Genomic DNA, 12,772 nt, shown 5'->3' with positions numbered 1-12,772 from the left:
ACGGCACTTGTTCAGGCGCTCACCGGAGGTCAGCGAGTTGAAGATCAGCGGCGAGGACTTGTCGAACACCTTGGTGATCATCAGCGGCTTGTGCACACGCTGGCCGGTCGGCTGGCCGGACTGCGGGTCGCGCGGGATGATGACTTGGTGGTTGAAAGCCTGAACCAGGATCTGATCCTCGTGGCCTTCCTGGAAGATGTTGCCGACCGAGTCCTCGGTGAAGGTGCCGGCGGTGATCAGGCCTTGCTTGGTGCCTTCGAGGGACAGATACGCGGGTGTTGGCATGGTGCTCTCCTTGCTTTGAGACGAGGACCGCTAAGGTCCGGGAACCATCAGGAGTACAAGGGCCGTGCCAGGCCAGTATTTACGCGGCTTGCAGCGGAGCCTGGCACTGCACGAGATAAACCCTGTGCGGCTGATCACGAAAGGTTGCGCAACAACTGGCGCAGGGCTGTGCAGAGGCTTGCGCAAAGTGATGCAGGGCCCGCTGAGTGGGCGTTGGCGGGTGGTGCGTCGGTATTTCTGGGAATGGGGTGTGCAAGAAGTGGCGCAGTTGCGGTTATAAGGGCCCAGGATCGCGGCGGTGGACTTTGTTTTGTGGGAGCGGCTTTAGCCGCGATGCTCTTCAGCCGGCCCATCGCGGCTAAAGCCGCTCCCACGAAAGGCAGTTTGTTCCCGCCCTGTTTCAGCTGCTGAACCACGCGTAGGAGGGGCGACACCCCACTAGGCCGCACAGAAGCGTCGCGGCCAAGGCGGAGTGCCGCCCAGCTCTTCCTACCTGTGCTTGTTGCCAACCCGCTTCAGCTGAGCGAGGAGCTGTGCCTGATGAGGGCAGCCGCCCCCGCGATTGCCGTCACCAGTCGATGCGCTTCGGCGCCAGAGGCAGGCTGTTCAGGACGAGCAGCTGATCTCCAGGTGCTTGCCCCATTCCGGTGGGCGTTCGGTGTAGCGCTGCATGCCGGGTTGCTCCTCGAAGGGGCGCGACAGCACGGCGTGCAGTTCGCGCACCGGCGCGTAGTCGCCTTTCTCGGCGGCCTCGATGGCTTGTTGGGCCAGGTAGTTGCGCAGTACGTAAAGCGGATTGACCGCATGCATGCGCGCTTGGCGCTCGTCCTGCGGGCCACCTTCGCGGCTGGCTCGCTCGACGTAGTCATCGCTCCACTGGTCGAAGCCGGCCAGGTCGACGAAGTCTTCGCGTAGCTGTCGCAGAGCCTGTTCGGGAGCCTGGTCGCCGAGGTGGCGGAAGAACAGCGAGTAGTCCACTGCACCGCCCTGCATCAGCTGCAGCAGGCGTTCGACCAGTTCGTCGTCGCCTTCCTCTGCGGTGGACAGGCCCAGGCGGCGGCGCATCAGGTCGAGGTGGTGAGCCTGGTACAGCGGCAGGAACAGGGCGAGCGTTTCGCGCAATTGCTCGACCGCGACGAAGGGAGTCAGCGCCTGGGCCAGGGCGGCCAGGTTCCAGTGGGCGATGGGCACCTGGTTGCTGAAACTGTAGCGGCCGGAGTCGTCCGAGTGGTTGCAGATATGCCTGGCGTCGAAGTCGTCGAGGAAGGCGTAGGGACCGTAGTCGAAGGTGATGCCGAGGATCGACATGTTGTCGCTGTTCATCACCCCGTGACAGAAACCATAGGCCTGCCACTGGGCGATCAGCGCGGCGTTGCGCTCCACCACTTCGCGGAACATGGCCGCCCAGGGGGTCTCGTCCTTCAGGCATTCGGGGAAGTGGCAGGCCAGCACATGCTCGCCGAGGGTTTTCAGCAGTTCGTGCTGATTGGTGTAGTAGAAGTACTCGAAGTGGCCGAAGCGCACATGGCTCTGGGCCAGGCGCAGCACCATGGCGGCGCTTTCCTGCGTTTCGCGCCATACCGGCGTGCTCGAACCGGTGACGCACAGGGCGCGGCTGGTCGGAATGCCCAGGGCGTGCAGGTATTCGCTGGCGAGGAATTCGCGGATCGAGCTGCGCAGCACGGCGCGGCCGTCACCCATGCGCGACCAGGGCGTCTGGCCTGCGCCCTTGAGATGCAGGTCCCAGTGTTCGCCGGCGTCGTTGACCACCTCGCCCAGCAGCAGGCCGCGGCCATCGCCCAGGCGTGGGTTGTAGACGCCGAACTGGTGGCCGGAGTAGACCATGGCGCGCGGCTCGGCATCGCTCCACAGCTTGTGCCCGGCGAAGATCTCGGCGAATACCTCGGTGTCGGCTTCGGATGGGTCCAGGTCGAGCAGTGCCATGGCCGAGGCGCTCGCGACTACCAGGCGCGGCTCGGCGATGGGTTCGGGCAGCACATGGGTGGAGAAGGCGTCACCCAGGCGGGCGAAGCGGTTGTCGAACACGAGGTCGGCGAGGCTTTTCAACGGAGGGCTCCACGGCAATACCCGAGCATTGTGCTGGGTGTTGCCGTGGAGCGTCCAGCCGCGATCACGTGCCGCCGTTGTTCGAGGGCGCGCTGTCGTCGTTCAGCGGTTTGCTGCGGATCAGGTGGTACTCCTCGCCCTGCAGGCTCTTCACGTGCACGTCGAGCTGGCGGAAGGAGATGTCGATGCCGTTCTCGCGGAAGGCGCGGTCGATGAAGCGGTTGATTTCATCGGTGGCCGGATTGCGGTCACCCAGGTCGCGCACATGAATGCGCAGTTCGTGGTTGAGGGTGCTGTCGCCAAACGCGAGGAAGAACACTGCTGGCTCAGGATCGCGCAATACGCGGGCGTTCTCCCGGGCGGCCTGCAGCAGCAGTTTGCGTACCAGCTCCAGGTCGGAGCCGTAACCGACACCGATCTGCAGGGTGACGCGGGTGATGGTGTCGGTCAGCGACCAGTTCACCAGTTGGTCGGTGATGAAGGTCTTGTTGGGGACGATGATTTCCTTGTGGTCGAAATCGGTGATGGTGGTGGCGCGGATGCGGATGCGGCTGACCGTGCCGGACAGGTTGCCGATAGTGACCACATCGCCGATGCGTGCCGGGCGCTCGAACAGGATGATCAGGCCGGAGATGAAGTTGGCGAAGATCTCCTGCAGGCCGAAGCCCAGGCCCACCGAGAGGGCCGCCACCAGCCACTGCAGCTTGTCCCAGCTCAGGCCCAGCGTGGACAGGGTAGCGACGAAGCCGATGCCGGCCAGGACATAGGACAGCAGGGTGGTGGTGGCGTAGGCACTGCCCTGCGCCAGCTTCAGGCGCGACAGTACCAGCACCTCCAGTAGGCCGGGCAGGTTGCGCGCCAGCACGGTGGTGATGGCGACTATGATCAGCGCGCCGAGGATGTCGAGCAGGCTGATGGGCACCATGGTCACGGCGTCGCCGGTACCACTGCTGTATTCGTAGAGGGTGATGTTGTCCAGGTAGGTGAACACGCTGATCAGGTCGGCCCAGACCAGGTACAGGCAGCCGATGAAGCCGGCCAGCAGGGCCAGACGGATCAGGCGCATGGACTGCTGGTTGATCTCTTCGATACCCAGAGTCGGCTCTTCCACGGCGGCCTCGTTGTCGCTGCCTTCCTGGTTCTGGCGCTTGGCCAGGGCGCGCTGGTAGGCCAGGCGCCGCGCCGCCACGCTCAGACCGCGCGCAAACACGGCGTCCAGCAGCAACCAGAGGATCAGCAGGTAGAGGGTGTCGATCAGGCGATCGCTGAGCTTGAGGGCGGTGTAGTAGTAACCGAAGCCCACTGCCGCGATCAGGCAGATGGGCAACAGGGTGAACGTCAGGCCGAGCAGCAGGCGGAAGGGCGAAGTGTTCTCGCGCATCGGCCCGGACAGCAGCAGGCGGCTGAGCAGTACGGCCATCAGGATGTAGCAGGTCAGCACCACGAACACACCGATCACATCATCGGCCAGCATGGCTGGCTGGTGTTCCGCCACGGTGACCACGGCGACCAGGGCCAGCACCACCATGCCCAGGCTGCGCGCCTGCTTGCGCAGGTACTGCACCTGCGGGCGTGGCCAGCGGAAGTGCACTTCGCCGACGCCGCCGGGAGCGAGGATGCGGTAGAGGGTGTAGAACACCATCCAGGCCTGGGCCATCTCCAGCAGGGCGGTGCCCAGGGTCGCGTTCTGGCCGCGCGCGTCCAGCAACAGTGCCAGGCCGCCGAGGGCCAGGAACAGTGCCACCGGCAGTGCCAGCAACAGGTTGATCAGCAGGGCCAGCGGGGTATGCAGCTGGCTGTCGTGCTTGTAGTGGCCGATGTCCTGATGCACTGCGCTGAGCTTGCTGTACAGCCAGCTCCGGCGCCAGAGCAGGGCACCGATCAGCAGCAACAGCGGGGCGAACAGCCAGGGCCGATCGAGCAGGCCGGCGCCGAGCTCTTTGATCGCCGCTCCCCAGGGGATGTTGGCCAGTTGCCGCTGAAGCAGTTCCGGTACCTGTTTCAGCCAGGCGAGATCGAGCGCCTTGTTGCTGGGAATCCAGAACATCTGTTCGTCGAGTGTGGCGCGCAGGGAACCGGCCACCTGTTGCAGCTGTTTCTGGTTCAGCTGCAGGGTGATGGAGGCATTGAGCAGGGCATTCAGGTCGCTACTCATGCGATCGAGCAGCTGGCTGCGGGTGGTCGCCAGCTCCAGCAGGGTGGCGCGCAGCTGCGGGGTGGCCTGCTCGGCCGGTTGGCCGACCAGCAAGCCATCGACATAGGTCTGCAGGTTGCCCAGCTTGTCGCGAGCCTGGTTCAGCTCGAACTGGTACAGGCGGATATCGGCGATTTCATCGGCCAGGTTGCGATCCAGCTGCAGCTTCGGCAACGCCTGCTTTTGCTGATAGAGGATCTTGGCCAGCAGCAGGCTGCCCTTGAGCACTTCGATCTGTTCTTCCAGGGCGTTGGCGGCCTGGTTGACGTTGTCCAGCTTCTGCTTGGTTTCCAGGTTCAGCTTGTTCAGCTCGTTGAGGCGGTCGGTGGCACGTAGCAGGTAGTCGGAAATCTTCAGGTTGGAGGCGCTTTCCCGGGCGACCAGGCTGTCCGGGGTGGCTTTTTCGGCCTCGCGGGAGAGTTCGGCAACCGTCTGCTCCGAGCTGGCCCGGCGCTTTTCATTGATCAGCGCCTGCAGGTCGAGGCTTTCCTGTTCCACGCGCTGAATGCGCTCCTGCATCAGGTCGTGACGGGCATTGCCGAGGTCCTGCAGCAGGCTGTTGCCGGCCAGCTCCTGGCGGCGCAGTTCGGTCTGCGCTTCCAGAGCGGCCAGTTCGGCGCTGAGCTGTTCGCGGCGCTCGGCGCTCAGGGGTTTGTTGGCTTCGCGGCCGTTCTTGAGCTGGTTGCTGATCTGCAGGCTGCGGCTCTGGTTGTTGCTGATCTCGGTCTGGGCCCGTTCCGGACGGGTCTGTGCGGTGATCAGCAGGCTGTTGGCCTCGGCCAGTTGCTGTTGCCAGGTACTCAGTTGGCCGTCGCGCTCCCTGAGCATCTGCTCCAGCTGGCTGACGCTGGAGTTGGCGTAGCGCTTGGCGACTTCTACCGGTGCCGTGGCCTTGAGCTGGGTCAGCTCGCGCTGAGCGTCGGTGATCAGTTTCGGTGCGTCGCGCAGCTGGCGCTTGAGCGACACCAGGCGCTGCTGGCTGTCATCGCGGCTGGCGAGAAAGTTAAGGGTGCTCTCGAGGTGGGCCTTGAGGGCGTTGTGCTCGGCTTCCGGCAGCTTGCGCTCGCTCAGGTTGTCGAGGTTCTGCTGCAGCAGATTGGCCGAGGGCAACTCGGCGGCGGCGAGCGGCTGGGTACTCAGGCAAAGGCCGAGGAGCAGGCTGGCAAACAGGGGGCGCAGTAAGGACATGGTCGCGATTGCGGCTCGTGCTGAAGATTGCGGCTAATGATATGCCAGGCGGACGCCAGGCGTTGGCGCCGATTTGCGTCTAGAGAAACAGGCCAGGCCCTGGCTTGCCCTGGCCTTCGGGGAATCTGACGCCGACCTTGCGTACCTTGTTCCCTTCCATCAGTGCCACGGTCCAGGTCAGACCGTTCCACTCCACCTGGTCGCCGACCACAGGCTCGCCGCCGATCTCGTGGGCGATGAAGCGTCCCAGCGGTTGCTGGCCGTCTTCCTCGCCCAGCTTGAGACCGTAGAGCGTGGTGATGGCGGCCAGTTCGGCGTCGCCTTCCAGCACGAAGTCGCCGAAGAAGCGCAGGTCCAGGCCGCGTTGCGGGGCCTGGCTGAACAGCTTGCCAAGTGCCGGCAGGTCGTGTTCGTGGCCGATCACGCAGAGGATGTCGGCTGCCTCCAGGGTGGTACTGCCGGAGGGGTGCAGCAGTTCTTCACCGCGGAACAGTGCCGCTACGCGGGTGCCTTCGGGCATCTTCAGGGCACGCAGCGGTGCGCCGATGCACCACTTTTCGGCACCCAGGCGATAGATGAACAGCTCCCACTGGCTGGTGGGATGTACCTCCAGGCCGGCGCGATGGATCGGCGCGGGGTCCGGCGGCACCGTCACTTTCAGCAGTTTGGCCGCCCAGGGCAGGCTGGTGCCCTGCAGCAGCAGGGAGACCAGTACGATGAAGAAGGCCACGTTGAAGAACAGCTGGGCATTGGGCAGGCCGGCCATCAGCGGGAACACGGCGAGGATGATCGGCACCGCGCCGCGCAGGCCGACCCAGGCGATGAAGGCCTTCTCTCGGTCGTGGAAGGCACGAAACGGCAGCAGGCCGAGGAAGATCGACAGCGGGCGGGCGAACAGGATCATCCACAACGCCAGGCCCAGGGCCGGCAGGACGATGGGCAGCAGCTCGTGCGGGGTGACCAGCAGACCGAGCACCAGGAACATGCCGATCTGCGCCAGCCAGGCCAGGCCATCGAGCATGTGCAGAATGCCGTGGCGCGAACGGATCGGCCGGTTACCCAGTAACAGACCGCACAGGTAGATGGCGAGAATGCCGCTGCCGCCCACGGCGTTGGTGATGGCGAAGATGATCATCCCGCCACTGACCACCAGCAGCGGGTAGAGGCCGCCGGCCAGGGTCATGCGGTTGACCAGCTGCAGCAGCAGCCAGCCGCCGCCGAGGCCGAACAGCGCGCCGAGGCCGAACTGCTGCAGCAGGTGTACGGCGAAGCTCCAACTGAGCCCGGCTTCGCCCCTGGCCAGCATGTCGATCAGGGTCACGGTGAGGAACACCGCCATCGGGTCGTTGCTGCCGGATTCGATTTCCAGGGTGGCGCTGACCCGTTCGTTGAGGCCGCGCCCGCCGAGCAGGGAGAACACCGCCGCGGCGTCGGTGGAGCCGACGATGGCGCCGATCAGCAGGCCTTCCATCCAGCTCAGCCCGAACAGCCAGGCCGCGGCAACACCGGTCAGCCCGGCGGTGATCAGCACGCCCACCGTGGCCAGCGACAGTGACGGCCAGAGCGCCACGCGGAAGCTGGAGACGCGGGTGCGCATGCCGCCGTCGAGGAGGATCACCGCCAGCGCCAGGTTGCCCACCAGATAGGCGGTGGAATAGTCGTTGAAGAGGATGCCGCCTGGCCCGTCGACGCCAGCGAGCATGCCCACGGCGAGGAAGATCACCAGGATCGGGATGCCGAAGCGCGAGCCGAACGCGCTGACCAGGATGCTCATGCCCACCAGCAGCGCACCGATCAGGAACAGGCTGTTGATGGCGCTGGCGTCCAAGGCGTACTCCGGGCGAGAGGGGGGAGCCTCCGGCTATGCAGAGGTCATGCCGGATTCTAACCTGCGGCATCGCGCTACTGTCAAAACAAAAGCCCCGCGAGTGCGGGGCTTTCCTGCTGGCAAATCAGGTGCTTAGCACCATCAGAACCAGGCGTCCTGCATGCCCAGGCAGGTGTCGTCACGCGCTTCGAGAATGGCCAGCTCGTGGTGGCAGCCCGGCACTTCCCAGGTCAGGAAGTAGCGTGCGGCCTGCAGCTTGCCCTTGTAGAACTCGGCGTCGGCGGCATTGCCCTGCGCCAGGCCTTCTTCGGCGCGAATCGCCTGTTCCAGCCAGCGCCAGCCGATGACCGCGTGGCCGAACACCTTGAGGTACAGCGCCGAGTTGGCCAGGCCCTGGTTGACCTTGCCGGCCATCAGGTCGCCGAGCAGGGCCAGGGTCACGCTGCCGAGGCGGTTGACCAGTTGCTCCAGCGGCTGGCGCAGGGCGTTCAGCGAGGCATGGGCTTCGGCGCGCTGGCAGGTGCCCTGGATCAGGCCCATCAGCTGCTTGAGTGCGGCGCCGCCGTTCATCGAGACCTTGCGGCCCAGCAGGTCGAGCGACTGGATGCCGTGGGTGCCTTCGTGGATCGGGTTGAGGCGGTTGTCGCGGTAGTACTGCTCCACCGGGTACTCGCGGGTGTAGCCGTGGCCGCCGAGAATCTGGATGGCCAGTTCGTTGGCCTTCAGGCAGAACTCCGAGGGCCAGGACTTGACGATCGGCGTCAGCAGGTCGAGCAGCTCCAGCGCGCTCTTGCGCTCCGCCTCGGTGGCCAGGGTCTGGGTGTCGTCGAACAGGCGCGCCGCGTACAGGCCGAGGTCGAAGGCGCCTTCCACATAAGCCTTCTGGGTCAGCAGCATGCGCCGCACGTCGGTGTGTTCGACGATGGATACCTGCGGGCTCTCCGGGTTCTTGCCATCGGGGTGGCGGCCCTGTGGACGGTTGCGCGCATAGTCCAGCGAGTACAGATAGCCGGCGTAGCCGAGCATGATGGCGCCCATGCCGACGCCGATGCGCGCTTCGTTCATCATCTGGAACATGTAGCTCAGGCCGGCGTGCGGCTTGCCGACCAGATAGCCGACGCATTCGCCGTTATCGCCGAAGTTCAGCGCGGTGGAGGTGGTGCCGCGCCAGCCCATCTTGTGGAATAGGCCGGCCAGGGTCACGTCGTTGCGGGCGCCGAGGCTGCCGTCGTCGTTGACATGGAACTTGGGCACGATGAACAGGCTGATGCCTTTCACGCCGGGCGGTGCGTCCGGCAGCTTGGCCAGCACCATGTGCACGATGTTCTCGGAGATCGGCTGGTCGCCGCCGGAGATGAAGATCTTGTTGCCTTTCAGGCGGTAGCTGCCGTCGGCATGCGGTTCGGCCTTGGTGCGGATGTCCGACAGCGAAGAGCCGGCGTGCGGCTCGGTCAGGGCCATGGTGCCGAAGAAGCGGCCGTCGATGATCGGCTGCAGGAAGCGCTGCTTCTGCTCGTCGCTGCCGAATTCTTCGATCAGGTTGGCCACGCCCATGGTCAGCATCGAATAGGAGCTGGTGGCGCAGTTGGCCGACTGGAAGTGGGCAAAGCAGGCCTGCGACAGCAGGTTGGGCAGCTGCATGCCGCCGACCTCGAAGTCGCGGGTGGCGTTGAGGAAGCCGGCCTCGTGGAAGGCGCGCAGCGCCGGCTCGACTTCCGGGATCAGCACCGCGGCGCCGTCTACGTACTGCGGCTCGTGCTCGTCGTTCTTGCGGTTGTGCGGAGCGAACAGCTCTTCGGCAATGCCGCGGGCGGTGTCGATCGCGGCGTCGAAGGTTTCGCGGTTGTGATCGGCGAAGCGCTCGCGCTGGGTCAGGGCTTCGGCATCGAGCACTTCATAGAGCTCGAAGGCCAGGTTGCGGGAGCTGAGCAGGGTCTCGGACATGGGGCGGGCCTCCAGTGGAATGGCGCGAGTCTAGGCCGGTGAATGAAGGCTGCCTAGCAAGATACATAAGCGTGATAAAGCGGTAGAACCTCGTAGGGGACGGGGCTGTCATGCGCCGTGGCGGGCATCCGGGCTACAATCCGCGCCCTCGCGAGGAATTTTTCATGAACTACCGTCACGCCTTCCATGCCGGCAACCATGCCGACGTGCTCAAGCACATCACCCTGAGTCGCATCATCGCGCTGTTGTCGCGCAAGGAGGCGCCGTTCGTCTGCCTGGATAGCCATGCCGGCGTCGGCCTCTACGACCTCAAGGGCGACCAGGCCAGCCGCACCGGCGAATGGCTGGAAGGTATCGCCCGCCTGTGGCAGGCCCCTGATCTGCCCGAGCTGACCGAGGACTACTTCGGCGTGCTGCAGGCGCTCAATCCGGATGGCCAGCTGCGCTACTACCCCGGCTCACCGGAGCTGGCGCGCCAGCTGACGCGCATGCAGGACCGCGTGCTGCTCAACGAGAAGCACCCCGAAGACGGTCAGCTGCTGAAGGACAATATGAAGGGTGACCGCCGCGTGGCCGTGCATCTGGGCGAGGGCTGGCACGTGCCACGCGCCCTGCTGCCGGTGGCGGAAAAGCGTGCGCTGCTGCTGATCGACCCGCCGTTCGAGAAGGCGGACGAACTGGAGCGCTGTGTTGCCGCCTTGGACGAGGCCATCGGCCGCATGCGCCAGACTGTCGTGGTCATCTGGTACCCGATCAAGGACGAACGCCAGCTCAAGCGTTTCTACCAGGGCCTGGAGAAGTCCAGTGCGCCCAAGCTGCTGCGCGCCGAACTGTTCGTGCATGCCCCGGATGATGCCAGCCGCCTGGCCGGTTCCGGCCTGGCCATTGCCAACGCGCCCTGGGGGCTGGAGGAGGAGCTGCGCCAGCTGCTGCCCTGGCTGGCCAGCAAGCTGGCGCAGAGCCAGGGCAACTGGCGCCTGGACTGGCCGGTTGCCGAGTAGCCCTGCAGCGAGTCGTGCCGCGGCCGGCTAGTAGCTGGCCAGGCTCTTGCTGCTTCGGTTGGCGCGCTCAGCGGCGCGGATGATGTCGGCGCCGATCTCGCCCTCGTACTGCTGCCATACCGGGCGCATGGCGCCACGCCAGGCCTCGCGCTCGGCCTCGTTGAGGGCCGTCACCTGGGCCTTGCCGCCCGCCAGCAGCTTCTGGCGATCATTCTGGTTCTGCTGCTCGGCGGCCTGATTCACGGTATAGGTCACCTCGACGATGATGTCTTCCAGCTCCATGCGTATGGCATGGGGAATCGAGTACCAGAACTGGGTATTGCTGACCAGCATGTAGTCGAGCACGCCGTGGTTGCTCTCGGTGAGATAGGGCAGCTGCTCGACATAGTGCTGGCTGTGGATGTTCGACCAGGTGTTCTCGGTACCCTGGATGGTGCCGGCGCGCAGGGCATTGGGAGTTTCCGCGAACGGCAGCTTGACCGCCTTGGCGCCAAGCTGGGCGAACTGGCTCTCGATGACCGGCGAAGGCTGGATGCGGAAGCTCAGCCCGGCGGCGTCGTTCGGGCGAATCAGCGCGCGGTTGGCGGCCAGCTGTTTCATGCCGTTGTGCCAGTAGGCCAGGCCGGTGACATTGTGCTTCTCCATGGCGCTGAGCAGCTGGCGGCCCTTGGCGCCTTTCTGGAAGCGATTGACCGAATCGAGGTCATCGAACAGGAACGGCAGGTCGAATACCTGCAGTTGCTGGGTGTACTGGCTGAACTTGGCCAGCGAGGGCGCCAGCATCTGCACGTCCCCATTCTGCAGCGCCTGCAGCTCGTTGGCATCGCCGTAGAGGCTGGAGTTGGGGTATACCTCAACCTGCACCCGGCCGCCCAGACGCTCGGCGACCAGCTGCTTGAACAGCAGGGCGCCCTGGCCCTTGGGCGTGTCGTCGGCGACCACATGGGAGAATTTGATGGTGAAGCTCTTGTCTTTTTCGGCGGCCTGAACGAAGCCGGCGCAGAGCCCGAGAAGCAGGGTGCAGATAAGGGTTTTCATTGTTATGCCTTTTATTTCCTTGGTCTTCGTCGGCTGGACATGGCGTATTTGACGCTGTGCCGGGCGCAGGTGTCTGCAGGAAGCGGGCGAGCATAGCAAGACTTTGTGACCGAATAGTCAATTCGACTTTCGTCAGTGTGACGAGGTGCATCCTTGCTCTGGCGGGTTGTTCACGGCTCTCAGCTGCGCGAGGTGCGCGGGTCGACGTAGTAGCTCAGTTGCTGGCGCGGGTTCAGGTATTCCAGGGCCTCTGGCGGTAGCTGTGCCGGGCGCAGGCTGCGCGCAATGGTCAGCTGCGGCTCCTGTTCCAGATTGACGATCAGCGCCTCGTTCTTGGGGATTTTCGGCTCGTAGAGGATCAGCGTTGGCTTGAGTGGCAGGCTGGGGTGCATGCCCAGCACCAGTGCGTAGCGCTCGTCCTCCAGCTGCACCAGGCTGCCCGGAGGGTAGATGCCCATGCAACGGATGAAGGCCTTCAGCGCGACCTCGTCGAAGCGCTCGCGCTGCAGCTTGAACATCAGTGCCAGGGCCTCGTGCGGGCTCAGGCCTTCGCCTGGGTTGAGCGGGTTGCACAGGTTGTCGAAGGCGTTGGCGATGCTCACCACCCGACTCAGGCGGCCGATTGCTGCCTCGCGCAGGCCTCTGGGGTAGCCGCTGCCATCGCAGTACTCGTGGTGCTCCTGGATGATGCGCAGCACTTCGTCGTCGAGCATCAGCTGCTGGCCGCGGCGCAGGCCGAAGTCCACATGCAGCTGCAGCAACTGCTGCTCCGGGCGCGTCAGGGGCTCGGCCTTGAGCAGCACCTTGCTCGGCACTTCCAGCTTGCCCATGTCGTGCAGCAATGCGCCCAGGCCCAGGCTGTGGCAGGCCTCGCTGTCATAGCCCAGCTGGCGACCCAGCATTACCGCCAGCACGGTGACGTTGAGCGGGTGCAGGTAGGCGTCGTCGGCGGCCTTGCCGTTGATGCTGTGTAGGGCCGCGCCATCCTCGCCGAGCAGGGCATCGACCAGTTCGCGCACCACTTCGCCGGCCAGTTTCAGAGCATCCTCCGGCTGGTTGCGCAGGGCCTGGTTGAGCGATTTCACCCGCTGGCTGGCCTGGACGAAGGTGCGGTCCACCTCGGCCAGGCGCTTGCGCAGCGCACTCAGCTTGGCGGCGCGGGCCTGGCGGGCCTGTTCGGCGGGGTCCGGTGGCGCCGGCTCCTGCGGCTCGGCGGCGGGTTCGGCC

General features: G+C 65.2%; 8 protein-coding genes. 1 reads left to right on the top strand and 7 read right to left on the bottom strand.

All coding sequences use genetic code 11. The features are described from left to right. The 5 genes from tssD to AYB31_RS20060 form a co-directional block, all read right to left on the bottom strand. Positions 1-285 (bottom strand): type VI secretion system tube protein TssD (gene tssD, locus AYB31_RS20080; protein ID WP_153020760.1); only part of this gene is annotated, 285 nt, incomplete at its 3' end. A gap of 606 nt (positions 286-891) precedes the next feature. After that, entirely contained in the window at positions 892-2,352 is a 1,461-nt protein-coding gene (gene selO, locus AYB31_RS20075) for a protein adenylyltransferase SelO (RefSeq protein WP_068830791.1), read from the bottom strand. A gap of 64 nt (positions 2,353-2,416) precedes the next feature. Beyond that, positions 2,417-5,734, bottom strand: coding sequence for a mechanosensitive channel MscK (mscK, locus tag AYB31_RS20070; RefSeq protein ID WP_068830790.1), 3,318 nt, complete (start codon positions 5,732-5,734; stop codon positions 2,417-2,419). 79 nt (positions 5,735-5,813) lie between these two features. Continuing rightward, positions 5,814-7,562 carry a potassium/proton antiporter gene (locus tag AYB31_RS20065; RefSeq protein ID WP_068830789.1) on the bottom strand — a complete coding sequence of 583 codons (1,749 nt, stop codon included), beginning with the start codon at positions 7,560-7,562 and terminating at the stop codon, positions 5,814-5,816. A 141-nt stretch (positions 7,563-7,703) separates the two neighbouring features. Beyond that, on the bottom strand, positions 7,704-9,506 hold the full coding sequence (locus tag AYB31_RS20060; protein ID WP_068830788.1) for an acyl-CoA dehydrogenase: 1,803 nt from the start codon (positions 9,504-9,506) through the stop codon (positions 7,704-7,706). Positions 9,507-9,670: 164 nt separating this feature from the next. On the opposite strand from AYB31_RS20060, the gene AYB31_RS20055 reads away from it, so the two are divergent. Then, positions 9,671-10,507, top strand: a complete 837-nt coding sequence (locus AYB31_RS20055; protein ID WP_068830787.1) for a 23S rRNA (adenine(2030)-N(6))-methyltransferase RlmJ — start codon at positions 9,671-9,673, stop codon at positions 10,505-10,507. A 27-nt stretch (positions 10,508-10,534) separates the two neighbouring features. Here AYB31_RS20055 and AYB31_RS20050 read toward each other — a convergent pair whose 3' ends face one another. Both AYB31_RS20050 and AYB31_RS20045 read right to left on the bottom strand, forming a co-directional pair. Next, entirely contained in the window at positions 10,535-11,545 is a 1,011-nt protein-coding gene (locus AYB31_RS20050; RefSeq protein ID WP_068830786.1) for a TRAP transporter substrate-binding protein, read from the bottom strand. Between the two features lie 179 nt (positions 11,546-11,724). Next, positions 11,725-12,772, bottom strand: a 1,048-nt coding sequence (locus AYB31_RS20045; protein ID WP_068830785.1) for an HD-GYP domain-containing protein, incomplete at its 5' end; no start/stop codon positions are given.

The sequence above is a fragment of the Pseudomonas sp. BMS12 genome (assembly GCF_001592875.1).
Lineage (GTDB): Bacteria > Pseudomonadota > Gammaproteobacteria > Pseudomonadales > Pseudomonadaceae > Aquipseudomonas.
This window is presented reverse-complemented; position numbering and strand designations above follow the sequence as displayed.

Excerpts from the sequence above, each read along its gene's own strand:
- AYB31_RS20050 (WP_068830786.1), bottom strand. The coding sequence starts at position 11,545 with ATGAAAACCCTTATCTGCACCCTGCTTCTCGGGCTCTGCGCCGGCTTC.
- AYB31_RS20060 (WP_068830788.1), bottom strand. The coding sequence starts at position 9,506 with ATGTCCGAGACCCTGCTCAGCTCCCGCAACCTGGCCTTCGAGCTCTAT.
- mscK (WP_068830790.1), bottom strand. The coding sequence starts at position 5,734 with ATGTCCTTACTGCGCCCCCTGTTTGCCAGCCTGCTCCTCGGCCTTTGC.
- AYB31_RS20055 (WP_068830787.1), top strand. The coding sequence starts at position 9,671 with ATGAACTACCGTCACGCCTTCCATGCCGGCAACCATGCCGACGTGCTC.